Source organism: Candidatus Binatia bacterium (genome assembly GCA_036382395.1).
Classification (GTDB): Bacteria; Desulfobacterota; Binatia; order HRBIN30; family HRBIN30; genus JAGDMS01.
Genome location: DASVHW010000010.1, coordinates 1 through 26173, shown reverse-complemented (window position 1 = coordinate 26173; position 26173 = coordinate 1). Strand labels below are relative to the sequence as shown.

Below are 26173 nucleotides of genomic sequence, written 5' to 3'. Positions count from 1 at the left end.
CGACAGCTTGACGTCGCGATCGACAAGGAAACCTGCTAAACGTTCATTTCACCTTCCAGACTGAATCAGCGAGCCAAAGTAACCATAGGCGTTGCGCTTAAAGAATCAATAGGGCCTGGGTAGAAGGCCGCGGTCTTGCCGGCTGTGTCAAGGATCGGCCTCCCATCTGTCGGCCTCCCATCAACGGCAGTAACCCGGCGATCTATCTCAACCCCTAGCCGCGCGGATGGAACTTGCGGTGCACGGCACGCAAGCGGTCGCGGGCTACGTGGGTATAGATCTGCGTGGTGGCGATGTCGGCATGGCCGAGCATCATCTGTACCGATCGCAGATCGGCGCCGCCTTCGACGAGGTGCGTGGCGAATGCGTGCCGCAGCGTGTGCGGACTCACCTTGCCGGCAACGCCGGTGCGCCGCACGGTCAACCGCAATCGCTTCCAGAATCCCTGTCGGGACAGCCGGCGCCCGGCGCGGTTGAGGAAGAGGTACGGACTGAGCCGGCCGCGCAGGATGGTGGGGCGCGCCGCCTGGAGATAGTCCAGCAGCCGTTGGCGCGCGCAGCTGCCGATGGGCACCGCCCGTTCCTTGCTGCCCTTGCCGACGACGGTCAGATACCCCGCCTCGAGATTCACCTGGCTCACCTTCAGGGACGTCACCTCGGAGACGCGCAGTCCGGTGGCGTATGCCAGTTCGAACATGGCACCGTCCCGCTGTGCCAGGGTGCTGCCGTCGCCGCTGCCCAGCAGCTGCATCACGTCTTGGAAACCGAGCGAATGCGGCAAGCGCTGCCCAAGGCGTGGCAGATGGATCTCTCGAGTGGGGTTGGTCGTCACCACCTCTTCGCGCAGGAGAAACGCGAACAGGCCGCGGACGGCTGCGAACATCCGCGCCCGGCTGCGTGCGGAGAGGCCACGCTGCTGCAGGGCCTCGAGGAAGCTCACCACGTCTCCCGCCTGGACCGCGGTGGCGCCGGAGACGCGCCGGCGATCCAGATGGTCGACAAACACGGCCAGATCCCGGCCGTATGCCGACAGCGTGTTGACCGCCAGCCCTCTCTCGGTTGCCAGGTAGTTGAGAAAGCGGTCGGCCAGCTCGTCCAGCGCTGAGATTGGAGTCCCGAGTCCTGAGTGCTGAGTCCTGAGTCGTGTAGTCATGTCAGCCACTCGGCACTCAGGACTCAGCACTCAGAACTGCATTCCCCTGGGTTTCGTCCGCGGTGAGGCGCTGATGCAGTTCGACTTTGATGTGATCGAGGCTCGCGGTGTCGCTGATTTTGTGGCCCTCTGCGTCGGTGACGTAGAAGACATCCAGCACCTGGTCGACGTTCGTGGTGATCTTGGCGATGTGGATCGACAGCCCGAGACGGAAAAGGGTGTTGGTGATGGCAAACAGCACCCCGACGCGATCCTGGGTGTAGACATCGAGGACCGTGAAGTGGTCCGAGACCTCGTTGTCGATCTCGATATTGGTGCCGACGCGGGGCACGAATTTTTTCGCCAAGATCGACGGGCGTTGCGCGGCGGCCACCAGCCGCTCAACCTCGACCTCCCCGCTCAGCACTTGCCCGAGGCTCATTTGCACGCGTTCCCAACGCTCCGGCCGCTGCGCCGACTCTGGCTGTTCGGCGTGCGAGACCCGGAAGATGTCGAGGGCCACGCCGGTGCTACTGGTGTTGATGCTGGCGGCGAGGATATTCATGCCGTGCGCCAGCAGCGCTCCGGTCAGCATGGAGAACAGCCCGGGGCGGTCACGCGTGACCACGGTGAACTCGCTAAACTCCCGCTCGGGAAAATGCTTGACCTCGGTGAGGTACGGCGCCCCGTTCAGGCGGCTGACCAGACGCACGTGGCGGATGATGCTCTCCTCGGCCGTACCCAGGAAGTAACGATCGGGCATCTCATCCAAGAATCTCTGCATCGCCTCGCGATCGATGCCGTCGGTGGCCGCGGCGACGCGCCGTTTCACGCGCTCCACCCGCTCGGCGTGGTCTTCCTCCAGGAAGGCTTCGCGCTCGAAGACGTCGAGCGTGCGCAAGTACAGCTCGCCCAGCAGCATGTCGTGCCAATTGTTCCAGATCTTCGGCCCCACGGCGCGCATGTCGGCGAACGTCAGCAGGTAGAGCTTCTTCAAGTTGTCGAGGGTCTCGACCCGCTTGGCGAAATCGATGATCAGTCGTTGGTCGTGGATGTCGCGGCGCTGCGCCAGGTGTGACATGAGCAGGTGGTTCTCTACCAGAAAGAGCAACTGCTCCGTCTCGTCCGTGTGGAGTTGGAGGCGGGCGGCGATGTCCCGTGCCATGCGCGCGCCGCGCTCCGAATGTCCGCCGCCATGGCCCTTGCCGATGTCGTGCAGCAGCAGTACCAGAAACAGGATCTCGATCCGATCGATCTCGCGCACCACTTGGGTCAACAGCGGCGCGCTGTCCTTGCAGCTCCCGGCGCGGAGGCGCTCGAGTTCGTACACACCGCGGAGCGAGTGCTCGTCGACCGTGTAGGTGTGGTAGAGATCGTGCAGCACCATGCACAGCAAGGCGCCGAACTCTGGGAGGAAGGCGCCTAGCACGCCGACGCGATGCATATCCAGCAGCGTTTCGTAGACCTTGTGCTTGCCGCTGAGGACCCCGAAGAACGCCGCCACCATACGTGGGTCGCATCGTTGCGCCTCGTCCAGCAAGTCGAGATTGGCGCGAATGAGACGCTTGGTGCTGTTGGACACGGTGACGTCGTGGCGTTGCGCGTCCGCGAAGATCTCGATCAGGTTGCGCGGATCGCTGCGCAGGAGTTCCACGCCGCTGATCGAGAGGGCGCCTTCGGCGATCATCACCCCCGGTCGGATTGCACGCGCCCGGAAGCGGCCGATGAGGCGATAGGGCTGCTCGCGTTCCAGGCAGCGCTCGATGATCTCGTCGGCGAAGCGGTTGATGGTGGCGGCGTTGAGGTAGTACGTGCGCATGAATTGCTCGACGCCCTTGACCGTGGGTGATCCCTCGAAGCCGAGTTCGGCGGCGATGCGCTCCTGGTACTCGAAGGTCAACTGATCTTGATGCTTGCCGGACATGAAGTGGAGGGCGTTGCGCACGCGGAAGAGAAAACCGTGGGCCTCTTCCAGCTCTTCCAGCTCGCGTTGGGTGATGACGCCTTTCTGCACCAGTTCTTCGGTGCTGTTGATCTTGAACTTCACCGTCGCCATCCACATGGCGGTGTGCAGGTCGCGTAAGCCGCCTTCACCGTCCTTCAATTGCGGCTCGAGGATGTACACGGAATCGCCGTAACGCTGGTGGCGCTCCTCGTTTTCCGCCAGCTTTTCTTTGAAGAAGCGGGCGCCGCTGCGCTTGAGCACCTCACGCTCCATGGCGGCGGCGAACTCGCTGTAGAGCGCCTCATCACCGCAGAGGAAGCGCGCATCGAGTAAGGAGGTCTTGACCTTGAAGTCCTGCGCCGCCAAGCGCACGCATTCGCGCACGTTGCGCATGGCGTTGCCGACGGTGAGGTTCGTGTCCCACAGGCTGTACAGCATGCGCTCGGCGACGTGTTCGATGTACGGCTCGCGCTTGTTCGGATAGAGGAACAGCAGGTCGATATCCGAGCCCGGATTCAGCTCGCCACGGCCGTACCCGCCTTGTGCGACCACGGCGCAGCGCTGATCAAGGCGCGAATACCGCTGCGCGTACTCGACGTTGGCGGCGTCGAACAAGGCCCGTATGAGGCGGTCCATGGCCTCGGTGTAGCTGTGGACGACGGCATGGCCGGAAGCGCCACGCTGATGGTGGCCGTAGAGCTGCGCCTTCACTGTTTGCAGGAATTCGCGCGCCGGCCGCCCCCAGTCCGATTCCGGACTCAGCGGTTCGAGTGGCGGGAAGGCCGCCACAATCGCTGCCACGTCGGGCTCGCTCATAAATTCTCGGCTAGGTGCATATTGTCGACAAATCGCTGGACGCCCCGCAAGAGGCCGTCAGCGATGGCGTCCTGATAGGCGCTCTCCGTCAGCCTCCTGCCCTCACCTGGGTTGGTGAGAAAGGACACCTCCGCCAGGACGCACGGCATGCCAGCGCCAACCAACACGTAGAAGGGTCCCCGTTTCACACCCAGATCACTCACCGGCTTGCCGCCGACATCGAGCCCGGTAACCAACGCGCGCTGGATATCCTCTGCGAGCACCACGGATTCTTGAACTTTATAGCTTTGAATGAGGTCGCTGAGAATGAGCGCGGTGTCAACATCGCGCTTGCCCTTGCCGGTGACACCAGTGAGGCCGTTCTCCATTTTGGCCAAGCGGATGGTGGCCCGGTCGTTGGTGTTGTTGAGGTAATAGGTCTCGATGCCGGAGAGATTCGGATTGGGGCTGGCGTTGGTGTGGATCGAGAGGAAGAGATCCGCCCGCTCGGCGTTGGCGCGCGCCGTGCGTTCTTCGAGGGCGAGGTAGACGTCCGTCTCGCGCGTCAGCACCACGTCGGTATCGGACCTGGTCGCCAGGCGTTCCTTCAGGCGCAGGGCAATGGCCAGGGTCACGTCCTTTTCCGCAACGCCGCCGATCCCGATAGCTCCGGGATCTTTCCCACCGTGACCGGGGTCGAGGACGATCTTGAACCGCTGCGGCGCGGGCCGGCTGAGAACAGGGGGACGCGGCTGAGGCGCGCTTGTCAAAGGCCTTGCGGCCGTGGCCAGCTTGGGAGCGGGTTGCGGCAGCGGCGGTCCCGCCTGCGTCGCACTGTCAGGCCTTGTCGTGGTCTTGGCCGGGCCGGGGCGCGGCGTGCCGCGGACATCGATGATGAGGCGAAATGGGTCCGTCATCGAAAAGGCGCCGAATTCCGTTAGGCCCGGCACATCCAGGATCAGACGGGAGGTCGCGGTCGCCGGCTCGCCGGCACGTAGGCGCAGCAGCGGTCCTTCGGGGAGTTCGACTGCCGCGCGCGCCTCGCTGCTCAGCTGGCTATCCAAGAAATCGACATAGATTCGCGCTGGCACGCCGAGCTCGGGGCGGGCGGGGACCCGCTGCAAACGATAATGCACCGGCGCGGAGCACTCGACGACCAGGCGGCTGGTGTTGGGCGTGGTGATATGGCGCACGGCGCGCACGACTGCGGTGGCGTCGGCTTGCCTCGCCACCGTCACCTCCATCGCCACCGCCAGGCAGGCCACCAACCGTCGCCGCACTCAGTGCTCCGTCGTCTCCATCACTAATTGTCCTTCCGTGCCATCTCCACCAGCGCATGCAGGCGGGTGAGCGCATCGAGCGGGGTCAGCCGGTCCACGTCGATACGAGACAGTTCTTCCCGCAGACTGCGCTCGCGTGCGGCGAACAACGCCAGCTGTCCGGACTGCGTGCCATCGCCCTGCGCCAGCCGTGGCTGCCCGAGATCGTTGAGCTCGCCCTGTTCGAGATTGCGCAAGATCGCCGTGGCGCGGGTGATGACGGGCCCGGGTACGCCGGCCAGACGCGCGACTTGAATACCGTAGCTCTGACTCGCAGGGCCTGGCACGATGCGCCGCAGGAAGACGACGTCCCCTTTCCACTCGCGCACCGCAACGGAGTGGTTCTCGACGCGCTCCAGCGTGAGCGCCAGATCGGTCAGCTCGTGGTAATGCGTGGCGAATAACACCAATGGGCGGGCCGGCGCGGCGTGCAGATATTCGGCGACCGCCCAGGCGATGGAGATGCCGTCGAAGGTGCTCGTGCCGCGCCCGATCTCGTCGAGGATGACCAGGCTGCGCGGCGTCAAGTGCGCGAGAATGTCCGCGGTCTCCTTCATTTCCACCATGAACGTGGACTCGCCGCCGGCCAGGTTGTCGGAGGCGCCGACGCGGGTGAACAACCGATCGACCACGCCGATTTCCGCCGCCGCAGCGGGGACGAAACTGCCCATCTGCGCCATGAGGACGATGAGTGCGACCTGTCGCAGATAGGTGGACTTGCCGGCCATGTTCGGGCCGGTGATGGTGAGGAGCTGCGGGCCGTCAGGGTCCAGCGTGCAGTCGTTAGGGACGAAGCCGGCCCGCCCGGCCATCACTTCGACCACCGGGTGGCGGCCGTCGCGGATGAAGAGGTGGCGGCCGCGGCTGAGCTGGGGCCGCGCGTACTGATGACGTTCGGCCACGGTGGCCAAGGAGGAGATGGCATCCAGCCGCGCAACGGCTGCGGCGGTGCGGCTGAGACGTGCCTGTTGTGCCGCGATCTCTCCCACCAGTTTGCTGAACAGGTCGTACTCCAGGGCGCGCAGGCGTTCTTCGGCACCAACGATCTTTGCCTCGTACTCCTCCAATTGCGGCGTCACGAAGCGCTCGGCGTTGACCATCGTTTGCTTGCGCCGGTAGTCCGACGGCACCAGATGCAGGTTCGGCTTGGTGACCTCGATGTAGTAGCCGAAGACCTGGTTGTAGCGGACCTTGAGCGAGGCGATGCCGGTGCGGGCGCGCTCGGCGGTTTCGAGCTGCGTGATCCATTGCTTGCCGTGCTGCGACAGGCCGCGCAGCTCGTCCACGGTCGGATCACAGCCTGTGCGGATCAAGCCGCCGGCATGCGCATTGAGCGGCGGATCGTCGGCAACGATGGCCGTGATCCGCTCCCGTACGTCCGGCAGGGGATCGAGTTCGTCGTGGCAGCGGTGCAGCGCCGGGACCGCCACGTCGGCCAGCGCTTGGCGCAGCCGTCCGATGCGCTCCAGGGTTGCGGCCAGACCGACGAGATCGCGCGGGGTCACGCGTGCGGCCGCGAGGCGGCCGTTGAGACGCTCGAGGTCGCCGATGCCGCGCAGTTCGCTCTCCAAGCCTTGCCGCCAGGTGACGCGCTCGCGCAGGTGTTCGACCGCATCGAGCCGTTCACCAATGGCTGCCATGTCAGTGAGCGGCGTGAGCAGCCATTGGCGCAGCAGCCGGCCGCCCATCGGCGTGAGGGTCTGGTCGAGGACCCAGAGGAGCGATCCGCGCCGCTCGGCGCGCATGGTGACCAGCAACTCGAGGTTGCGACACGTGGTTTGATCGATGTGCAAGCGATCGCCGCTGCCTTGCACTTCGGGGAGGCGCAGGTGTTCAAGCCCGGCGCGATGGGTGTCGTGCAGGTACCACAGCAAGGCGGCGACCGCCGGCAAGCCGACCGAGAGCGACGTGCCGCCGGTGCCGTTTGCGGCCGCACCGCGAGCCCGCAGCCAATCGCGAGCCGGCGCGGCCGCGAAGTGCTCGCCCGCTACCCGGTTCAGCAGCGCGTGCGGAACGGCAGCGCCGACACGGTCCGCCAGCGCCGTTTCGTCGGCCGGCACCAACACCTCGCGCGGCATCATGCGTGTGAGTTCGTCCGCCAACGCAACGTCGTCAGCCAGTGGCACGACGCGGAACTCGCCCGTGGAAAGATCGACGGCAGCTAACGTCGAGGCGTCGCGCTCCGGCGTCACCGCCACGAGGTAATTCGGGCATTTGGGGTCGAGGCACTCCTCTTCGGTCACCGTGCCCGGCGTGATCACGCGGACGACGGCGCGGTCGACCAGGCCGTGCGCGCTGGCCGCATCTTCCATCTGGTCGCAGATGGCGACTTTGAGGCCGGCCGCCAGCAGTTTGGCGATGTAGGTCTGCACCGAGAAGTGCGGCACGCCGCACATGGGGATCGGGACGTCGTCTTTCTTGCTACGGCTGGTGAGCACCACGTCGAGAATCGGCGCGGCACGCTCGGCGTCCTCGAAGAACATCTCGTAGAAGTCGCCCAGGCGGAAGAAGAGCAGCGCGTCGGGGTGCTCTTCTTTGACGCGCAGGTATTGCTCCAGCATCGGGGTGAGCTTCATGGCTCCTCCGTTCGCTGGTGCACGGGTGCGCCGGTGTGCGGGGGTGCGAGTGTGGTAACGGACTGGAACGCCAGTGAGAGGATGCGCCAATGAACCCGTGAGTGTTTCATTGCCGCCCGCATTCGACCGCGCGTTCCCCTCCACATGGGGGGATTGTGGCACCGAGACTCGCAGGCGGCAACAGTTCGGCCCAGCTCGGTTGAACACGCTGGTCCGGCGTTCGATTTCGCCGGTTCGGGTTTGCGCCGCACGCGTTGCGGCACTAGCATCGGGCGCATGAACCGGGTGCACCGCTGGTACTGCCGCTCCGGCCTCGATGTCCGCCGGGTCGTGGGGCCAATTTTCACCGTTGCGCTTTCGACCTGATCAAGAGGCTGGGCCTGACCCAGTACGATCCCGAACAGGTCAACTTCCTGCGCTACCGCCCCGTGCTCAGCAACCGGAAAGTCAAAGCGGAGTTCGGCTACGTGCCGAAAAAGACGACCCGGGAAGTGTTCGAGTTCTTCATGGATGCCAGACGCCGACCGACGTAGGCGCGATGCTGCCAGTTGCCTGGGCGCAGCGACACTGGGCGCAGCGTCGATGTCCTGTCAGTGGCGGTTGCACGTCCGACCAGCGTGCTCGCTGCGGCCTCTGCCGATAGTTTCGATCTCCCGGAACATGGTACATCTGAGTGTGCGCCTTTCCTGAAGAGGGCAATGGAGATCGTATGAGCAATGATATGCATCGGCAGCCTGGTGACCAGACCCGCACCTCGGCCCGTCGGCGTGTGCTGATCGTCGGTGGCGTGGCTGGCGGCGCTTCCTGCGCGGCGCGCTTGCGGCGTCTCGATGAATCGGCGGAGATTGTCGTCTTCGACCGTGGACCCTACGTCTCGTTCGCCAACTGTGGCCTGCCGTACTACGTCGGCAATATCATCGCCGACGAGGGCAAGCTCCTGGTGGTCTCGTCCGAGACCTTCCGCGATCGCTTCAAGGTAATCGTGCACACGGACACCGAGGTCACTGCCATCGATCGTGCGGCGGGCACGATCACCGCGCGCGATTTGCGTACGGGCTCCGTGCGACAAGAACGCTACGATGTGCTCGTCCTCTCTCCCGGTGCAGCGCCCATCCGGCCGCCGTTGCCGGGCGTGGACCTGCCCGGTGTCTTTGCCGTGCGCGGCATTCCGGACTCGCGCCGCATCCGTGCGTGGATTGTGGATCGCGGCGCCAAGAAGGCCGTCGTTGTCGGTGGTGGTTTCATTGGTCTGGAAATGGTTGAGAACCTGATCCATCGCCAGTTGTCGGTAGCGTTGCTCGAGAAGCTGACACAGGTGATGCCGCCCCTCGATCCAGAGATGGTCGCGCCGGTCATGGAGCACCTCGAAACCAGCGGGGTGCGCCTCCACTTGGGTGACGGCCTGGCGCGCATTGAGCAGCGCCACGGGGACGGGCTGGTTGTCGTTTCAGAGAGCGGAGCGGAGCTTGCCGCGGATTTGGTCATTCTGGCCATCGGGGTCCGCCCGGAAACCGGTCTGGCGCAGGAGGCCGGCCTGCGCATCGGTGCGCGTGGCGGCATCGTCGTGGATGCCCAGATGCGCACATCGGACCCGCACATCTGGGCTGTGGGTGACGTGGTTGAAGTCGAGGACGTGCTGACGGGCCAGGAGACCGTTCTGCCACTGGCGGGGCCGGCGAATCGCCAAGGCCGAGTTGCGGCTGAGTCCATTGCGGGCCGCGCCACCCGCTTCCGCGGCGTGCAGGCGACCGCCGTGGTGGGCGTACTGGGGATGACCGTTGCGTCGACCGGCGCGTGCGAGAAGGGACTCCGGCGCGCGGGGGTCGCCAATTTCGAGAAGGTCTACCTCCACCCGGGACATCATGCCGATTACTACCCCGGCGCCCAGCCCATCCATCTCAAGCTGCTGTTCTCGGTTCCCGAGGGACGCATTCTGGGCGCGCAGGCCGTGGGGCGGGAGGGCGTGGAGAAACGCATCGACGTCATCGCCACGGCCATTCAGTTCAAGGGCACCGTACACGATCTGGCGGAGACCGAGCTGTGCTATGCACCGCAGTTCGGTGCGGCGAAGGATCCGGTCAATCTCGCCGGCATGATTGCCGAGAACGCGCTCAACGGTGACATGCCGCTGGCCGACTGGGCGCAACTCGGATCGACGCAGGCGTTGCTCGTCGACGTGCGCGAGCCCGAGGAGTTCGCGGCCGGCCACATCCCGGGATGCGTCAACCTGCCGCTGTCACAGATGCGGCACCGCTACGTCGAGTTGCCCAAGGATCGTGAGCTTTGGGTCTGCTGCGGGGTGGGGCAGCGTGCCTACTACGCGACGCGCTTCCTGGCACAGTATGGGTACCGGCCGCGCAACCTTTCCGGCGGCTACACCACGTACCAGGCGCTGAAGGCAGTAGCGATGGTGCCGTGAACGCCCGTTGACAGGCTTCGCCTCAGCCCGCTTCTTGCCCACCGACGGCTCGCCCGTGAAAGACGGAGTAGTAGCGGTAGCGGCCGGGCATGTGAGACGCGACGCCGCCGATCACGACGGCTGCCGTAAGCAGCCAGATGCGTAAATCCCAACAGATCGCCACCGCCGCGACGAGTGCGATCTTCGCCAGCGTGGCCAGACCGCGGGTCTGCACGAGCCAAAGCGGCGAGCGGTACATCTCGAGGGCCATGAACGCTCCCCCGGTGGCCAGGGTGGCGAGGAGAGCGGGCCACAGCCTTTCCGCCGGCAAGTTGTAAACATGGCCACCATAGAGAGTGCCAAAGGCGATCAAGTGCGCCGTACGCAGTACCGCGCGGATGGTGCGCACGCCGGGGAGCGGCCGCGGCTGTCCCCAGCCCATCAGCCGCCGATTGCGGCCATCGGCCTGGGGGCGGTTAGTGAGGTTCCGCTCTCCGCCGTGCGGTAGCGACCGATCTCCGGCCGGCCGGCGACGGCGGTATGGAAGCACTCGACTAGCGCCTCAGGCGACACCTGGGGCCGCAGCGCTTGGTGTAAATCCACTTCGCTTTCGATGGTCAGACAGGGCCGCAGCTTCCCGTCGGCCGTCAGCCGTAGGCGATTGCACAAATCGCAGAATCGGCAACTGACCGGGCTGATGATGCCGACATCTCCGCCCGTGCGGAGGGCATAGTAGGTTGCCGTATCACCCGGCTGACGGCGAAGCGGTTCGGCCTTCAGGTGCGGCTGGATGCGTTCGAGGATCTCGGTGCGGCTGACGTACGACGACTCCCATCGCTGTCCGACTCCGAGCGGCATGTATTCGATGAATCGCACCTGGGCTCCCTGCTGCGCGGCAAATTCGAGGATCGCCGGCAACTCATCGTCATTGACCCCGCGCATCACCACCACGTTGAGCTTGATCGGTTGCAGGCTGGCGGCGCGCGCGGCAGCGATACCCGCGCACACGCGATCGAGGTCGTTGCGGCCGCTGATGGCGCGAAACACCGCGGGGCGCACTGAATCGAGACTGATGTTGATCCGCATCAGCCCCGCGGCTTTCAAAGCCACGGCGTACTCGGACAACAACGTCCCGTTGGTCGAGAGCGCCAAGTCGGTGATGCCCGGAAGAGAGCGCAGGGTGCGGACAAACTCGACCACCCCTGGGCGTACCAGTGGCTCACCACCAGTGATGCGGATCTTGTTGATGCCGAGACTGACTCCGGCAGCGACCACCGCAGCCAGTTCGTCGAAGCCGAGCTGCTCTGCGGCCCGCGACAGCCCGCAGTCGCGGGGCAGGCAGTAGAAGCAACGTAGATTGCACCGGTCCGTGATGGATACCCGGAGATACGTCACGATGCGACCGTAGCGATCGCGTAACACCGATTGCGTCATGTTGCCGCTCGTCACGGTTCACCCATTCTCGCCACCGTGCTGCGCAATCTACCGAACGGTTGGACGGGTGATTATGACAAAAGTCAGCTGGGGAGATGATCGGAGCCGGTGCCGGTTGGAGATGCCGACGCCAGCGCGCCGGTAACGGGGTTGCGAGGCGCGGAGCTCAGGCCTCCATGTCGTCGTAGTGAGCCAGTTTCGTAAGCTTGTCGAAATCGGTGATGGTGACTTCGCGGTGATCAACGGTGATGGCGCGGCGCTGTTTGAGTTTGCCCAGCAGTCGGATCGCCGTCTCGGTGGAAACGCCGATCATTTCCGCAACCTCACGGCGGGTATAGCGGAGCTGCAGGCGCTGCCCGGGTGTCGGATCTCCATTGGCACGCGCCAGCTGCACCAGCAGGCCGGCCAGTCGGCTTTCCGCTCCCTTCAGAGCGAGGTCGCGGACTTTCCGGCGGGCGGCGGCCAGTTCGTTGCTCAGTGCGGCGACTACGCGAACGCCCATCGTCGGGTGCTTCTGTAGGAAAGTGATCAGACGGTCGCGTGCCAAAAAGCAGAGTTGCGACTCGACCAGCGTTTCGGCAGAGACCGAGATGGTCTGACTGTCATCGAGAGACAGCTCGCCGAGCAGGGTCCCGGGACCGGCGACCTCGAGAATGTGCTCACGGCCGAAGCGGTCGGAGTGGTACAGCTTCACCGCCCCCTGGCAGACGATATACAGCCCCATTGTCGGCGTGCCTTCACTGAAAACCACCTGCCTCGGCTTGTAGACTGCCATGACCCCAGCCCGCTGGAAATCCGCGATCGCCTCGGACGGAAGCTCACAGATCACGGCTTGGCCTCGCATCTGGCAGGTTTCGCACTGCGTCTTTCTCATAGAAAAAGCCCCGTGATGGTCGGCGAAAAAAGTGACATACCTCGCCTAACTGCTCCCCTCTACCACGAAGCAGCGGCCTTCAACAAGGCTGAAACAGGTTTCGTGAAATATGGTGAATTGCGAAATTCAAGGGCAGAAGGACTGAAACCTACCACCATTTGCGTCCTCAAAAAGTGTCAAAAGTAGTCTTCCGACCTGTCAGGTGCCAGACTCAGGCGGCTCAATGCGGCAGCACGAAGATGTCGGCGGCCACTTCTCGTTCCAGCGCGATATCAGTGCCACCGACCTGGACCATAAACGTTGGCAGCCGCTGATGCAGCCGCAGTACCGCACCGGGTACGACGCCGAAGGCGGCAAGGCGGTCCAATCGCTGGTGGGAACGCGAGGCGATGAAAACGACGCGATATGACCCGCCAATGGCGCTCTGGCTGAGCGGGGTTACCAGCGGCCGCACCTCGTCCGAGAACTTCGCGCAGCAGCGCCCGCGCGGGATCGGCCGATCGTGCGGACAGGTCGGCGGGTGACCGAGAAAGGCACAGACCCGATCGGTCGCTTCCTCCGAGAGGATGTGGGAATGCTCGAGTTCGCAGGCGCAGGCCTCCATCGCCTCCTTGTCGAGGTGAATGACATCGAACAGCAAGCGCTCCGCAAGCCGATGACGGCGTATGATGCCGGCGGCGCGTTCTTCTCCTGCAGGCGTGAGATCCAGGCCCTCCCTTCCGCCAGTGATCCAGGCACGCCGGCGCGCTACCGCGATGGCGGCCGTAGGGTCGAACTGGAATGGTTCTCCTGCCAGATCGGGCTGCGCCGCTACGCGTTGCTCGCGGAGGGTCCAAAGGTGCTCTAGAACTTCCTCGATTTGCTCTTCCGTTTCTTCTGATTTCATTGCGATGGTGCCTGTTTTCCGAGCCAACGGGACAGCCATCGCGTCACCCGCGTCGGCGCCGGCACCTCGTACCCGCAAGCCGGGCAACTGAGCAGCTGGCAACTTCGTTGCAGCGGGCAGCCCGAATGGCACGTCTGGCCTTCGGTTTCGTTATAGCGCGTGCCGCACAGCGGGCAGGTGATGTTGCTGTCGGGGCTGGTCATTGCAAACCCGTGGCCCGCAAGACGAGGTTGAGGACGCCGCCGACCAGGAATGCGAACGGGAAGATGAACGCGGTCATCGCGACCGCCGTCTGCATGCCGCGTTCCTTGACGATGACGAAGAAATTGGCGACGCACGGTACGAACAAGGTGAGGGTCACCAGTGCCACGACCGCCTGGACCGGAGTGAGATGCCCGTTCTGAAACAGCGCATAGATTCCCGCGGATCCGTAGTCGCGGCGGAAGAACCCGATCAAGAATGCCTCGGCCGCTTTGGGTGGCAGCTGCAAGATGCCGACGACGGCGGGCTCGCAGGCTGCGACGATGCGGGTGAGCGCGCCGACGGCGTCGAGGGCAAACAGCACGAAAGTTCCCAAAACGAAGATGGGCACCGCCTCTTTCAAGTACCACTCCAGCCGACCGATGGTCTTGATGATGATGTTGCGCAGCTGTGGCCGGCGGATCGGCGGTACCTCGAGGATCAAATCGGAGCGTTGCCCCGGGAGTAGCTGCGCGGCCAGGAATCCCACCGCGAACAGGACGCCGATCACGACCCCGCCCCACACCATCGGAGCCCACAGCGGCAAGGCCCCGAATAGGCCGAGGATGACGCCGAGCTGTGCCGAGCACGGCACCCCGAGGGCAAGTAACAACGTGACCAGCAACCGCTCCTTCCGAGTTTCCATGATGCGGGCGGTCAAGGTCGCCATGGTGTCACAGCCCAGCCCCAGAACCATCGGTAATACCGCCTTGCCGTTCAAACCCATGGCGCGAAAGCTGCGGTTTACGATCAGTGCCAGGCGGGGGAGGTACCCGGAATCTTCCAGCACCGAGAAGGCGAGAAAAAAGGCAGTCACGATCGGGAAGATGATGGCGAAGGCGTAGGTGAAGGCGACCGTGATCAAACCGTAAGGGCCGACCAGCAGGTTGCGTAAGAAATGTGTGGCCACCGCACCAGCCCCCGTTTCAGGTCCGACGACGGCGACCAGCCAGTCGAGAGCGCCGGTGACGGCTGGGTTGACGTAGGCTCCGAAGACCGTGTGTTCCAGGAAATTCACCGCGGTGCCCGCCGCGAAAACGCCGACGAAGCGGTAGACGACGTAGAGCACGACGAAGAGCACGGGGAGACCGGTGCCGCGTTGGCCTGCCCAGCGGCCGAGAGCAGAACGCATTGCCGGCGATCGATCCGCGGCAAGTAGCGCGGAGAGAATCCCCAGCCATCCCGCCGCACGGACCCACGGCTGGATCAGGAGTGGGGCAGCGCTCAAATCGCCGGCCATCAACACCAGGCACCCGGCCAGCGCCGCCAGTGCCGTCACACCAACATGCGTTCCGCCCGGCCGCGCCAACGGCTGCTCAACCGCGACGGTCCGCGTGACGCGGCGCGCGAGTTGCTCCGCGGCGCGCAGGCGGCATCGTTGGAGTTCGTAACCCACATGGGGTCCGAGCTGTGTACTGACGTTGCGGTAGGCGTCGTCGAGCGCCGTACGTCCTTCCTCTCTGACATTACGCTCCAACCACGGGCGTAGGGTGTCGTCACCTGCAAGGCACATGAGCGCCAGCCAGCGTTGGCCGATGTGTAATCCGGAGAGTGACCGCTGAATCTGCAATAGGGCCGCTTCCACCACCGCCGGATACCGTAAGCGATACGGGCTTTCCGCGGCCTCGCTCAAGGCTGTGCCGAGACGCCGCAGTCCGACACCCCTGACGGCCACCGTTTCGATCACCGCGACACCGAGCGCGGCGGAGAGCGCTGCCGTATCAACGGTGAGGCCACGATCGGCCGCTTCGTCCATCATGTTCAACACCAGGAGGAACGGGACTGCCGCCTCGGCCAGCTGCGACGACAGCACCAGCGCGCGGGAGAGATTCTTCGCATCCGCCACCTGGACGACGAGATCCACGCCGGCGAGGAGAATGTCCCGGGTGACCTGCTCGTCCTCGGAGTTCGGCGTCAGGCTGTTCACGCCTGGCGTATCGATGACTTCGACAGCGGGGTCGAATCGGGAGGCGGCCCGAGTCACTTCGACCGTGGTGCCTGCGTAGTTACTCACCGTCGCGTAGGTGCCAGTCAGCGCCCCGAAGATGACGCTCTTGCCGACGTTCGGATTGCCGACGAGGGCAATGCGGCCGAATTTCGGACGCGCGCGCGCCGGGCACGGAGGACCGGATTCTTCCAGCCGGACGACCGCTCCGTCTGTGTCGTAGCTCGCGCTCGTACGCTGCATCAGTACCCGAGAGCCTTTGCGCTCGCGGCCAGCTGAGCCGGCTCATATCCGCACCACGGATCGGTGGCGAGGTAGTTTCCCGTGAGGGCGTAGGCGCGCGAGCGCGAGCCACCACAGATTCCACGGAACTCGCAACGCCCGCAGCGCCCGAGCAGCGCATCGGGGTCACGCAGGGTCCGGAACAGCTCCGAGTTGCGGTAAATGTCCGCCACATCCTGCGTGCGGACGTTGCCGGCGCAAATCGGCAGGAAACCGCTCGGAAACACCTCTCCGGTGTGGGACACGAAGGTGAAACCCTTGCCCGCATTGACCCCGCGTGTGGCCAAACCAACCGTGTGGCCGGGCCCTTCCGATCGTTGCAACATCTTCGGCAGCGCCGCTCCGGCGGTATGCATGGCGCCCGCGCCTGCTCCTTCGGCTTCTCGCTGCGCCACGTAACGGCGGTAGTGCGGACCTTCGGTGATTTTGACCACAAAACTGGCCGTCTTTTGGACCCGATAGAGAATCGCAAACAGTTCCTCGCACTGTTCCGGCGTGAGGCCACCCAGGGCCTCGCCCCGCCCGACGGGCACGAGGAAAAATACTTCCCAGAACACGATGCCGAGGCGCCCGACTAGCTCGGCCATCTCCGCCAGATACGGCGCCGAGCGCCCGCAGAGCGTCGTATTGATCTGCAGGGGTAAAGCATACTGATGCGCCCACTCGATGGCCTGCATGGTGCGGTCGAACGCCCCTGGTACCCCACGGAAAGCGTCGTGCAAATCCGCCCGCGGAAAGTCCAAGCTCACGGCCATCTGGTCCAGACCCGTATCCTTCAGGCGGAGCACGAGGTCTTGCGTCAGCGCAGCGGTTGCCGCCGGGATGGTTCCCAGGCGCAGGCCTAGCTGTTTTCCCCGACGAATCAGGGTGTAAAGGTCGGGGCGCTTGACCGGGTCGCCGCCGCTGAGAATGAATACGGGCGTGCCCATGGCCGCGGTCTGTTCCAGCAACCGCTCGCCCTCTTCGGTCGTCAGTTCGTTTGGGTGACGAAGCGGCTGAGCCGAGGCGCGGCAATGACTGCAGGATAGGTCGCAGGCCTGGGTCGTCTCCCAGATGACGAGGAAAGGGGCCACGGCGAAATCGACTGCTTTCATGATGTGGTATCTCCCATCGCCCCCATACCCAAAACGGCCAGAAAAATGCCCTATGGAAGGCGCAAACGTATTGTCGCAAGGTTGATAACGTACTGCAACTGATTCCGAATCCTGCCTATCATCAGGGCAATCCTTGATCATGGTCATCCTCTCCCTACCAAACGTTAGGTAGGGAGAGCCCAGACAGACCAACTCTATGGATAGCGCAGCCATTTTCCAGCAGATCAACGAGATGAGTCGACGGGAACTCCTGTCCCGAGGTCTGACGGTTAGCGGCTGGGGTGCCTTTGCGTTGGTGCTCGGCACCGGAGCGATTGAGAGTGTGAGCTTCTTCTACCCTCGGGTAGTCTTTCGCCCACCGAGCACGTTTCGCCTCGGCGCTCCGGAGGCGTTCCTCGGCAGCGGGGAGAGCGTCGATACCTACGGTGTGATCCTTGTAGATGAGCGCTGGAAATCCAGTCAACGGTTTTTCGTCGTGCGGGAGCGGGACCGCGTCTACGCGCTGTCAGCGCGTTGTGCCCACCTTGGTTGTACCATCAATTGGTTCGGAGACCTCCGTATCTTCAAGTGCCCTTGCCATGGGAGTGAATACCATAGCAATGGCGTCAATTTTGCCGGTCCCGCTCCCCGCCCGCTTGATCGCTTTCGCATTGAACTGAATGTGGACAACCAATTGGTTGTCGATACCGGCATCATCTACGGCCCCGAGCGCTTCGGTGTCGACGGAGCGTTCGTCCGCCTCTAGCTGCGTCACGGGTTCAGGAGCACCGATGGGCATGGATTCGCAACTCCCAGGCATCGGCATTGGCGGTGAGGCCGCCAGCCCGGGTCGTCTTGCTTCAAAGAAAAGTGCCGACGGCAAGTTCATTGGGCGGCGAGCCAAGAAGCCGAAGTCGCTCGCCGTGATCACCGACCTGTGTACGGGCTGCGCCGGCGCCCCCGTCTGTCAGCTCTACTGTCCGGTAGAGGAATGCATGATCCTCGTGCCGGCAGAGGATGCCTTCCCCTATGGGCGCATCTGGGTAGACGCACTGAAGTGCATCGGCTGCAAAAAGTGCATCAGCCGCGGGCCAGAGGAGACGTTTCTCGAGGGGTGCCCCTGGGACGCCATCGTGATGTTGCCGACGAGCGAGTGGGAGGAGCAGCATGGCATTCTCCCGTTTTGAGCCTCGGCTGTTGCTGGTGAGGATGGGCGCATGAACGATCGTTTGCAGCGTCTGGTGAGGTGGGTCACCGCCTCGCAGCTGTACCGTTCCGTCGTTCGTCACGACTATGTCGATTCGGTGCGCAATCGTGCCCTCGAAGTCACCAGCAACGTCTTCCTGCATCTCCATCCCATCAGTATCCCGCGCCGGGCACTGCGGGTCGACTACGTCTTCTGTCTCGGCGGCCTGACCTTCTTTCTGTTCCTGGTCGAGACCATCACGGGCGTGCTCCTGATGTTCTACTACCGGCCGGTGCCGGACTACGCCTACGTGGATATGAAAACCCTCGAGTACGCCGTCCAGTTCGGCATCGTACTCCGGAACCTGCACCGCTGGGGTGCGCATCTGATGGTCGTCACGGTGATGCTGCACATGCTGCGTGTGTTTCTGACCGGCTCGTACCGGCCGCCGCGCGAATTCAACTGGGCGATTGGTGTCATTCTGCTGGTGCTGACCTTGCTGCTCAGCTTCACCGGCTACTTGCTGCCGTGGGACCAACTCGCCTTCTGGGCGGTCACCGTCGGCACCAACATGGCGGCGGCGACTCCGTTCGTCGGAGCGGAAGGGCCGTTCCACAGTCTCCTGGGCATCACGCAGGCGAACGATGCCCGTTTTTTGCTGCTGGGCGACGTGAGGGTCGGATCGAATGCCTTATTGCGTTTCTATGTGCTGCACTGCGTGGGTTTTCCGCTGATTGCTGTGGTGCTGATGATGGCGCACTTCTGGCGGGTGCGGAAGGACGGCGGCATCTCGCGGTCACTGTAACCGGAAGGTCCGCAGTCCATGGCCGAGGGTCTGAACCTGAATATGAAACAAGGAGCGGAAACCACCCCCCGAATCGACGCTGGTCCCGAATCGCTGCCTGGGATGAAGGGCGACCAGGTCGCGGTGTTTCCCTACCTGGTGTTCAAAGAATTCCTTTCCGCAGTGTTGATCTCGGTGGGGCTGATGATCTGGTCCCTGGCGATCAACGCGCCGTTGCTCCCGGAGGCGAATCCGGGCAAGACGGAGAACCCCGCCAAGGCGCCCTGGTATTTCGTCGGCCTGCAGGAGTTGCTGGTCTACTTCGATCCCTGGGTTGCCGGTGTGGCGATGCCGACGCTCATCATCGTCGGGCTGATGGCGATCCCGTATATCGACACCAGCCGTAACGGCACCGGCCTGTACACCTTCAGCGTTCGCCGGCTCGCGATCAGTCATTTCCTCTTCGGGTTCGGCCTCTGGTGGGTGCTGATTGCCATCGGTCAGTTCCTGCGCGGTCCGAACTGGCAGTTCTATTGGCCCTGGCAAGACTGGGCTCTGCCGCAAAGTGCCGAGGAGCACCTGTGGAGTTTCCCCTGGTGGGTCGGCCTGCCTCTGCTCCTGGCGTATTTCGGGCTGGGCCTTTGGGTTCCCACCCGCCGCTGGCCGTGGCTGTACAGCGGTCTGGGCCGAACGCGGTACATGACGGCCATGCTACTCGCGCTGATCATGTACGGCGTGCCGGTGAAGATTTTCCTGCGACTGGCGTTGCGTGTGAGGTACGTCCTGATCACGCCCTGGTTCAACATATGACCACCTTGGCATGGTGGCCGAAGGTATTGCCGTCGTCCCGCATGGGAGCGGCTGAGGGGAGAGAGTGCAAATGATGCGTGGCACGCCTGGCATGCGCCTGGCACTGGCGATCCTGAGTCCAGCCTTCCTGCTGCTCTGCGTCGTCGCCATTCACAGCGAAGAAACGCGGCCGTGGATGCGCTACCAGGAAGAGTTCAATCAACTGTATGTCACCCGGGCGCGGGCCAAGCTGCAGGAGGCCGAGGCCCGTAAGGACGCCAACGAGCAAGCGCGCTGGCAGCGCGTACTCGACGAGGCCACCCGCGCTCGTCCGGAGATCGGACAGATCTATCTCGAAGACATCAAGGTGGCCGATCGCTGCGCCACCTGTCATCGCGGCATCGACAATGCCTTGTTCCAGGACGCCCCGCAGCCCTTCCGTACGCATTCGGGTGACCTGCTCAAGCATCATGACCCCAACAACTTCGGCTGCACCCCGTGTCACGACGGCCAGGGGGTCGCCACGACGGTTGAGGACGCCCATGGATTGGAGGCCAACTGGGGCGTGCCGATGCTGCCCAAGCCGTATGTCCAAGCCAGCTGCATGCGCTGCCATGAGGTCACCCACGGCGTGAAAGGGGCCGAGCGGGTCAGCCTCGGCGCCGACATCTTCATGGGCAAAGGCTGTTATGGCTGCCACGATGTCAAAGGGCTGACCTACCTGCCCAAGTTCTCCCCGCCGCTGAGCTCTCTCAACGCCAAGCTCACGGAGGCGAAGAGCTGGACGTACAACTGGATCAAGGATCCGCAGCACCTCAGTCGCGACACGTTGATGCCGAACTTCAAGCTCAGCGACGACGAGCTCGGCAAGATCACCGCGTTCCTAATGTCGTTTCCCGACACCAAGCACTACCCGCGGGTGGGGCTCGATGGCGCTTCCGCGCAAGAAGGCGAGCGCCTGTTTACCGAACGCGGTTGCCGCGGCTGCCACGCCGTCAAGGCGGATGAACAGAGCGCGTCGCCGCGTGTGCCGCACCTCGCCGGCATCGGCTCCAAGGTGACCGTGGAATGGCTCGATCGTTGGATCGCCGATCCGAAAGCCTACAACCCGGACACGGCGATGCCGAAGACGACGCTGACGGATGAAGAGCGCCATCACATTGTGGCCTACCTGGCGACGCTCAAACGCAGCGAGGTGCTTGCCGCCGCGCCCGATCTCAGCCAATTCAAAGTTGAGGATGGCAAGCAGTTGGTGAAGCAATACGAGTGCTACGGCTGCCATGCGGTGGAGGGCTTCGAACAGGTGCGTCCTTCCGTTCCCAATCTCGGCGAGTTCGCGCGCAAGCCGCTCGACGAGCTGGATTTCGGCCTGACCAAAGACCTGCCGCACACCAAGTGGGACTGGCTGCGGCGCAAGCTCAAAGATCCGCGCGCCTACAACACCGACAAGATCAAACTGAAAATGCCCTTCCAGACTCTGAGCGATGACGACATCGATGCGCTGATCACGTACACCCTGGCGTTGGACGGGCGCAACCTGGCCGGCCGCTACCTGGTGCGTACCACCCCGGCGAAACAGGCCCTGCGCGAAGTGAGCTGGATGACGTCGCGCCTGAACTGCAACGGCTGTCACCGCCTCAATGAACGCGACGGCCACATCGCCCAGTTCTTCGAACGCAAGAACATGGCGCCGCCGACCCTCGACGGCGTTGGCGCACGGCTGCAGGGGCAGTACATGTACCAGTTCCTGCTCGAGCCCAAGCCGGTGCGGCCATGGCTGAAGATCAAGATGCCCCTCTTCAACCTGACCGAGGTGCAGGTCCGCAACCTGGTGGAGGGGTTCGCTGCCCGCACCGACACGACGAACCCGTACACCTATGTCGCCAAGGAGAATATCGCCGAGGACCACTTCAAGCGCGGGGTGCGCCGGTTCAAGCACTACAAGTGCGTGCAGTGTCATCCCACCTCCGTCGATCAAGGCCTGCCCGAAGGGGTTGATCCGGAAGATCTCTCGATCAATCTAACGCTGTCGAAGACGCGCCTGCGTCCGGAATGGATCCGGGACTTCCTGACGCGCCCCAAGCAAATCGCGGGCGCCCAAACCCGTATGCCCACGGTCTTCTACACGGTCGAGGGCGATCCGAAGGTCGAGAAGCCGAAGGACGACATCGCCGACATCACCACCTATCTGATGGGTATGGTCGAACCGCCAGAGGTCACCCTGAAAGGGGAGGAGGACCAGGAACAAGCCGAGAAGGCAAAAGAGCAACAGACTGATTGGACCAAGATCGAGTACTGAAATGAGGGTGTTCGAACCAACCGTCGGGAGAAACATGACGTTGATCATGCCGGCATGTGACCGCCCTCCTATGGACCATCCAACCGTTTGGTAGGGTCGGGCACCCATGGCAGCCAGCGTGGAACGAGGGACGCGCGAGCGTATTTTGGAGGTCGCAGAAGCCTTTCTGGGTGAACGGGGCTACGATGGGACACGGCTGCACCTCATCGCGCAGCGTGTCGGCATCCAGAAGGCCTCGCTCTTCCACTACTTTCCCAGCAAAGAGCACCTGTATCGTGCCGTTCTGCACGAGGGTTTCGGCGAAACCGAACAGACAATCAGACGAGTCCTCGAGTCGGAAGGTAAGCCGCTCGATAAGATCCTGTGGCTGATTGAGGCTTACGTGGACATGGTCGCGGCGCATCCGGAGCGGACGAAGATCCTTCTGCGACAGTCGCTCGGTGATGCGCCAGATGGTTACCAGGAGCAACCAGAGTCGCAGCGGCTGCTGAACCTGGTGGTCGACTTCGTGGCCGCTGGCCAACGCATCGGGGCCCTTGCACCGATCGATCCGGTGGCGGCAGTGCTGGGAGTCGTCGGCATGGTGGCCTTCTTCTTCACCTCGGCACCGGTTCTGGCTCCGACATGGTGCGGCCAGCCGCTGACCAAGGAGAGCGTGGAGCAAGTGAAGCGGAACGTCGTTGAAGTGGCGCGGCGCTGCCTGGCGCCGAGCCAGCCGGACCAGCTCGCGGTGGCGGAAGCGCAGGCCCGAGGGTGACATGCTGCCATCGTTGGCCCGGCCCCTGTTGCACACCGCCCATCTCGTGACGTTTAGCGTGCTGCTACTCACCGGGCTGCTGCTCTTTGTCCCGGGCCTCCGCGCCGCCGTTACGGGCGGGCATTCCCAGCTCATCCGCAACGCGCACCGCTGGGGCGGCGCGGCGTTTGTTGTTCTTCCCGTCGTGCTCGTTTTGGCGTGGGGCCCGCGCAACGTGTTCGTGGCGCCGGCTCAGCGCACCGCCCGAACGCTCTGGCAAGGCCTGCACATGGGCATTACCATCATCGTCGGGATCATCTTCACGCTGACGGGGGTTGCGATCTGGGACAAGCAGCTGCTCTCGGACTCCATCGTGGAAAGCTCCAGATCGATGCACGATTGGCTGACCTATGCGGCTGCAGTGTTGGTGGCAATTCATCTCGTTGAGGTCGGTCTGGCAAGCCTGCTTGCCCGCATGCGTACCGCCGCGGCGGCCGGCGCACAGCACTCGGAGAGGTAGAGGTAAAGGAGGAATCGCACATGCAGTGCAAGAAGATAACTTCCACGCGCGAGCAGATGCTCGATCCCGCTGGGGCGGAGTGGTCGAACATCCCGGGGGAGTCGCTCAAGATGGACGCCACTCCGCTGGCGAACCAACCGTCCGAGTACATCAAGGCCAGCCGGGACGCCAAACAGATTGGCAAGGTGAAGAGTCTCATGGTGCAAACGGCGCACAACGGCAGTGATGTCTTCTTCCGCCTCACATGGCAAGACGACAGCCAGAACATGGAGATCACCGATACCAACATGTTCCCCGACGGCTGCGGGATCCTGATACCCCTCAACGGCGGTGACCCGCCGATCGACGAGATGGGCAGCAAGGACGTCCCGGTCAACGCCTGGTTCTGGCGCGCCGACCTGAAGGACGTGCCGCACAACACCGTCGCGCGCGGGCTGGGCACCACGCTGTTCTCCAAGAAGTGCCCGATCCAGACGAAGTCGCTCTGGGGCCAAGGGGCGTGGGCCATCGTTTTCGCCCGGCCGCTGGCCGTGCCGGATCAGAAGGATGAAACGGTCCAACTGGCGCCGGGTGGGGCCGTGAAAATCGGCTTCGCGGTGTGGGAGGGCAGTAACGGCGAGCGCGCCGGCGTCAAATCGTTTTCGAAGGAATGGCGCGACCTGACGCTGGAGGCGTGAAATAACCCTGCTGTGGGAGGAGACCGACGATGGCTGAGCAGCCGACCCCGACCGAAGAACAGAAAGCGCAACGCGCCAAGGAACTGACCGCTGAGGCGAAGAATCAGAAGGCCCTGCTGAAGAAAAGCGACCGGCAGGTGGCCATGGTGTTTGACCTCAACAAATGCCTTGGCTGCCAGACCTGTGTGGTGGCCTGTAAGACCCTGTGGACCCGCGAGGAGGGCATGGAATACATGTGGTGGGCCACGGTCAATACCCTGCCGGGCAAGGGCACGCCGAAGGATTGGGAGAAGATGGGCGGCGGCTTTCGCGGCGAGGAGCCGCAGTCCGGCAAGCTGCCCACGAAAGCCGAATTCGGGGAAGCGTGGGACTTCAATTACGACGAGGTCTTCTTCGGCGGTAAGGGCAACGCCGTGCATCTGCAGCCCTCCGGCAACCCGGAATGGGGGCCGAACTGGGACGAGGACCAGGGCGCCGGCCAGTACCCGAACAGCTTCTACTTCTACGTGCCGCGCATCTGTAATCACTGCACCAACCCTGCCTGCCTGGAAGCCTGCCCGCGCAACGCCATCTACAAGCGCAAAGAAGACGGGATCGTGCTGATCAGTGAGGATCGCTGCAAGGGCTACCGCTTCTGCATGGAGGCCTGCCCGTACAAGAAGATCTATTTCAACCACGTCCGCCAGATCTCGCAGAAGTGTATCTTCTGCTTCCCGCGCGTCGAGAAAGGCGTGGCCCCGGCCTGCGCCCGCCAGTGCCCGGGCCGCTTGCGCTTCGTCGGCTTCCTTGATGATGAGAACGGTCCGATCTACAAGCTGGTGAAGAAATACGAGGTGGCCTTACCGCTCCATCCCGAGGCGGGTACGCAACCGAATGTGTATTACGTGCCGCCCATCTCGCCGCCGCGCTTCGATGCCGAAGGCAACATCGACGAGTCGAAACCCCGTATTCCCACCGAGTACCTGAAGTATTTGTTCGGCGACAAGGTGGAGAAGTCGCTGGAGACGCTCAAGGCGGAGATGGCCAAGACCAAGGCGGGAGGCAAATCGGAGTTGCTGGACATCCTCATCGTCTACGAGTGGAAGAGCCTGTTCGGCCCGTTCACCAAGGACCCCGCTGATCTCGAGCCGCGTAAGGCATAAGGATGGAGCTCCTCAGTCTCGACACAGCGTCCGAGCCGATCACCGCCAACCGGTCGCGGCTCTATCAGCTGTTGGTGATGGCGTTTGCGTTTCCTGACGAGGACTTCTTCACCGCCGTCGCCGACGGCATCTTCGCGGCCACCGTGGCCGGGACCTGCGCGGCGTTGCCTTACGACCTCAGCGACGTGGCCCGGCTCGACCTGGGCGGTGCCGAGATCCCGTACGCCGACTTCGAGTCGGAGTACATCCGTTTGTTCGATGTCGGTGCCGCCGGTCCGCCCTGTCCGCTCTACGGCGGCGTGTACATCGGCGACCGGATGAAGACGATGGAAGATGCGACGCGGTTCTACAATTACTTCCATCTCCGTCTGTCGCCGCAGATGCACGAGCTGCCGGACCACATCACCACCGAGCTGGAGTTCCTGCACTACCTGACCTTCCGGGAGACGGAGCTGCGCCAACAAGGTCTCGACCCGTCGTCGCTGCTGCGGGCCGAACGCGATTTTTTGGCGCGCCACCTGTGCAGGTGGCTGCCGCGCATGCAGGCGCGGCTGGCCAAGCAGGAGTGCCCTCCGTTCTTCCCTGCACTGGTACGGTTTGCCATCGCATTTTTCGATGCCGACCAGCAGTATGCCGCGGCGGCCGCCGGCAGCTGACGCCTCCAGGTTGTTGACGAGATTCCGAAGACTGCGTCGGAGAAACCCCAGGAGCGCTTCCTGCTCGAACGTTTCAAACCTGAGACTTCCGGGATCTTCACCGAGAGCCGCAGGTAGGAAGAGATTGGGCCATGGCTGACGAACAAGGGCCGGCACCGGATTGGATCCAGAATCTCATTCGCGATTTCCAGGATACGCTCACCTGTGGCCTCTACGAAGCCATCTACAAGCTCGACGATCCATCTGCCGAGAGACTCATGCAGGCCCAAGCCCGGACCTGCGTCGGCGCCTTTCTCAAGCTCAGCGATCTGCGCATCCCGATGGAGCTGGATGAGTTCCTTCATGCCATGCGCACCGCCGGGCCGAGCCAGGTCGATATCCAGCGACAGGGCGACGTCATCGACTGGATCGAGCAACACCACGGCGAATGCGTCTGCCCGTTCGTGCGGCGCAAAGTGGTTCGCCTGGATCCCAAGCTGTGCAGC

General features: G+C 63.7%; 22 protein-coding genes. 12 read left to right on the top strand and 10 right to left on the bottom strand.

Annotated elements, in window-relative coordinates; genetic code table 11:
- Nucleotides 1-214: 214 nt before the first annotated feature.
- From xerD to mutS, 4 genes are read right to left on the bottom strand one after another with little or no spacing between them, the layout of a single operon-like run.
- On the bottom strand, nucleotides 215-1153 hold the full coding sequence (xerD, locus tag VF515_00640) for a site-specific tyrosine recombinase XerD (protein HEX7406132.1): 939 nt from the start codon (nucleotides 1151-1153) through the stop codon (nucleotides 215-217).
- A 16-nt stretch (nucleotides 1154-1169) separates the two neighbouring features.
- Nucleotides 1170-3893: a [protein-PII] uridylyltransferase gene (gene glnD / locus VF515_00635; protein ID HEX7406131.1), complete on the bottom strand. Its 2724-nt coding sequence runs from the start codon at nucleotides 3891-3893 to the stop codon at nucleotides 1170-1172.
- Nucleotides 3890-5152: an N-acetylmuramoyl-L-alanine amidase gene (locus tag VF515_00630; GenBank protein ID HEX7406130.1), complete on the bottom strand. Its 1263-nt coding sequence runs from the start codon at nucleotides 5150-5152 to the stop codon at nucleotides 3890-3892. Before VF515_00630 ends, glnD begins: the two co-directional genes overlap by 4 nt.
- Nucleotides 5153-5175: 23 nt before the next feature.
- Nucleotides 5176-7767 carry a DNA mismatch repair protein MutS gene (mutS, locus tag VF515_00625; GenBank protein HEX7406129.1) on the bottom strand — a complete coding sequence of 864 codons (2592 nt, stop codon included), beginning with the start codon at nucleotides 7765-7767 and terminating at the stop codon, nucleotides 5176-5178.
- A gap of 709 nt (nucleotides 7768-8476) precedes the next feature.
- Here mutS and VF515_00620 point away from each other — a divergent pair.
- A complete protein-coding gene (locus tag VF515_00620; protein ID HEX7406128.1) occupies nucleotides 8477-10186 on the top strand; it encodes an FAD-dependent oxidoreductase in 1710 nt (569 codons plus the stop codon).
- A 22-nt stretch (nucleotides 10187-10208) separates the two neighbouring features.
- Here VF515_00620 and VF515_00615 read toward each other — a convergent pair whose 3' ends face one another.
- The 6 genes from VF515_00615 to VF515_00590 form a co-directional block, all read right to left on the bottom strand.
- Nucleotides 10209-10607, bottom strand: coding sequence for a hypothetical protein (locus tag VF515_00615; GenBank protein HEX7406127.1), 399 nt, complete (start codon nucleotides 10605-10607; stop codon nucleotides 10209-10211).
- Nucleotides 10607-11599 (bottom strand): GTP 3',8-cyclase MoaA, encoded by a 993-nt coding sequence (moaA, locus tag VF515_00610; protein HEX7406126.1) that lies wholly within the window; start codon nucleotides 11597-11599, stop codon nucleotides 10607-10609. Before moaA ends, VF515_00615 begins: the two co-directional genes overlap by 1 nt.
- Nucleotides 11600-11765: 166 nt before the next feature.
- Nucleotides 11766-12473, bottom strand: a complete 708-nt coding sequence (locus tag VF515_00605; protein HEX7406125.1) for a Crp/Fnr family transcriptional regulator — start codon at nucleotides 12471-12473, stop codon at nucleotides 11766-11768.
- A 220-nt stretch (nucleotides 12474-12693) separates the two neighbouring features.
- On the bottom strand, nucleotides 12694-13359 hold the full coding sequence (locus VF515_00600) for a metal-dependent transcriptional regulator (GenBank protein ID HEX7406124.1): 666 nt from the start codon (nucleotides 13357-13359) through the stop codon (nucleotides 12694-12696).
- A 199-nt stretch (nucleotides 13360-13558) separates the two neighbouring features.
- Nucleotides 13559-15787: a ferrous iron transporter B gene (locus tag VF515_00595; protein HEX7406123.1), complete on the bottom strand. Its 2229-nt coding sequence runs from the start codon at nucleotides 15785-15787 to the stop codon at nucleotides 13559-13561.
- Entirely contained in the window at nucleotides 15787-16920 is a 1134-nt protein-coding gene (locus VF515_00590; GenBank protein HEX7406122.1) for a TIGR04053 family radical SAM/SPASM domain-containing protein, read from the bottom strand. Before VF515_00590 ends, VF515_00595 begins: the two co-directional genes overlap by 1 nt.
- A gap of 196 nt (nucleotides 16921-17116) precedes the next feature.
- Here VF515_00590 and VF515_00585 point away from each other — a divergent pair, with 196 nt between their 5' ends.
- The 11 genes from VF515_00585 to VF515_00535 form a co-directional block, all read left to right on the top strand.
- Nucleotides 17117-17665, top strand: coding sequence for a ubiquinol-cytochrome c reductase iron-sulfur subunit (locus tag VF515_00585; protein HEX7406121.1), 549 nt, complete (start codon nucleotides 17117-17119; stop codon nucleotides 17663-17665).
- 31 nt (nucleotides 17666-17696) lie between these two features.
- Nucleotides 17697-18086: a 4Fe-4S ferredoxin gene (locus VF515_00580; GenBank protein ID HEX7406120.1), complete on the top strand. Its 390-nt coding sequence runs from the start codon at nucleotides 17697-17699 to the stop codon at nucleotides 18084-18086.
- Nucleotides 18087-18116: 30 nt separating this feature from the next.
- Entirely contained in the window at nucleotides 18117-18890 is a 774-nt protein-coding gene (locus VF515_00575) for a cytochrome b N-terminal domain-containing protein (protein ID HEX7406119.1), read from the top strand.
- An 18-nt stretch (nucleotides 18891-18908) separates the two neighbouring features.
- Nucleotides 18909-19679, top strand: coding sequence for a hypothetical protein (locus VF515_00570; GenBank protein HEX7406118.1), 771 nt, complete (start codon nucleotides 18909-18911; stop codon nucleotides 19677-19679).
- A gap of 70 nt (nucleotides 19680-19749) precedes the next feature.
- Nucleotides 19750-21957, top strand: a complete 2208-nt coding sequence (locus VF515_00565; protein HEX7406117.1) for a c-type cytochrome — start codon at nucleotides 19750-19752, stop codon at nucleotides 21955-21957.
- Nucleotides 21958-22063: 106 nt separating this feature from the next.
- Nucleotides 22064-22714, top strand: a complete 651-nt coding sequence (locus VF515_00560; GenBank protein ID HEX7406116.1) for a TetR/AcrR family transcriptional regulator — start codon at nucleotides 22064-22066, stop codon at nucleotides 22712-22714.
- Nucleotide 22715: 1 nt separating this feature from the next.
- Complete coding sequence (locus tag VF515_00555; protein HEX7406115.1) at nucleotides 22716-23213, top strand: cytochrome b/b6 domain-containing protein; 498 nt, start codon at nucleotides 22716-22718, stop codon at nucleotides 23211-23213.
- Nucleotides 23214-23233: 20 nt separating this feature from the next.
- A complete protein-coding gene (locus tag VF515_00550; protein ID HEX7406114.1) occupies nucleotides 23234-23890 on the top strand; it encodes an ethylbenzene dehydrogenase-related protein in 657 nt (218 codons plus the stop codon).
- Nucleotides 23891-23919: 29 nt separating this feature from the next.
- Entirely contained in the window at nucleotides 23920-25032 is a 1113-nt protein-coding gene (locus VF515_00545; GenBank protein HEX7406113.1) for a 4Fe-4S dicluster domain-containing protein, read from the top strand.
- A 2-nt stretch (nucleotides 25033-25034) separates the two neighbouring features.
- A complete protein-coding gene (locus VF515_00540) occupies nucleotides 25035-25688 on the top strand; it encodes a molecular chaperone TorD family protein (protein ID HEX7406112.1) in 654 nt (217 codons plus the stop codon).
- Between the two features lie 131 nt (nucleotides 25689-25819).
- A partial coding sequence (locus VF515_00535; GenBank protein HEX7406111.1) for a hypothetical protein occupies nucleotides 25820-26173 on the top strand: 354 nt, incomplete at its 3' end.

Excerpts from the sequence above, each read along its gene's own strand:
- VF515_00585 (HEX7406121.1), top strand. The coding sequence starts at position 17,117 with ATGGATAGCGCAGCCATTTTCCAGCAGATCAACGAGATGAGTCGACGG.
- VF515_00565 (HEX7406117.1), top strand. The coding sequence starts at position 19,750 with ATGATGCGTGGCACGCCTGGCATGCGCCTGGCACTGGCGATCCTGAGT.
- VF515_00545 (HEX7406113.1), top strand. The coding sequence starts at position 23,920 with ATGGCTGAGCAGCCGACCCCGACCGAAGAACAGAAAGCGCAACGCGCC.
- VF515_00540 (HEX7406112.1), top strand. The coding sequence starts at position 25,035 with ATGGAGCTCCTCAGTCTCGACACAGCGTCCGAGCCGATCACCGCCAAC.
- VF515_00575 (HEX7406119.1), top strand. The coding sequence starts at position 18,117 with ATGAACGATCGTTTGCAGCGTCTGGTGAGGTGGGTCACCGCCTCGCAG.
- VF515_00600 (HEX7406124.1), bottom strand. The coding sequence starts at position 13,359 with ATGAAATCAGAAGAAACGGAAGAGCAAATCGAGGAAGTTCTAGAGCAC.
- VF515_00615 (HEX7406127.1), bottom strand. The coding sequence starts at position 10,607 with ATGGGCTGGGGACAGCCGCGGCCGCTCCCCGGCGTGCGCACCATCCGC.
- VF515_00555 (HEX7406115.1), top strand. The coding sequence starts at position 22,716 with ATGCTGCCATCGTTGGCCCGGCCCCTGTTGCACACCGCCCATCTCGTG.
- VF515_00580 (HEX7406120.1), top strand. The coding sequence starts at position 17,697 with ATGGATTCGCAACTCCCAGGCATCGGCATTGGCGGTGAGGCCGCCAGC.
- VF515_00620 (HEX7406128.1), top strand. The coding sequence starts at position 8,477 with ATGAGCAATGATATGCATCGGCAGCCTGGTGACCAGACCCGCACCTCG.
- VF515_00570 (HEX7406118.1), top strand. The coding sequence starts at position 18,909 with ATGGCCGAGGGTCTGAACCTGAATATGAAACAAGGAGCGGAAACCACC.
- xerD (HEX7406132.1), bottom strand. The coding sequence starts at position 1,153 with ATGACTACACGACTCAGGACTCAGCACTCAGGACTCGGGACTCCAATC.
- VF515_00605 (HEX7406125.1), bottom strand. The coding sequence starts at position 12,473 with ATGAGAAAGACGCAGTGCGAAACCTGCCAGATGCGAGGCCAAGCCGTG.
- glnD (HEX7406131.1), bottom strand. The coding sequence starts at position 3,893 with ATGAGCGAGCCCGACGTGGCAGCGATTGTGGCGGCCTTCCCGCCACTC.
- mutS (HEX7406129.1), bottom strand. The coding sequence starts at position 7,767 with ATGAAGCTCACCCCGATGCTGGAGCAATACCTGCGCGTCAAAGAAGAG.
- moaA (HEX7406126.1), bottom strand. The coding sequence starts at position 11,599 with ATGACGCAATCGGTGTTACGCGATCGCTACGGTCGCATCGTGACGTAT.
- VF515_00595 (HEX7406123.1), bottom strand. The coding sequence starts at position 15,787 with ATGCAGCGTACGAGCGCGAGCTACGACACAGACGGAGCGGTCGTCCGG.
- VF515_00550 (HEX7406114.1), top strand. The coding sequence starts at position 23,234 with ATGCAGTGCAAGAAGATAACTTCCACGCGCGAGCAGATGCTCGATCCC.
- VF515_00590 (HEX7406122.1), bottom strand. The coding sequence starts at position 16,920 with ATGAAAGCAGTCGATTTCGCCGTGGCCCCTTTCCTCGTCATCTGGGAG.
- VF515_00560 (HEX7406116.1), top strand. The coding sequence starts at position 22,064 with ATGGCAGCCAGCGTGGAACGAGGGACGCGCGAGCGTATTTTGGAGGTC.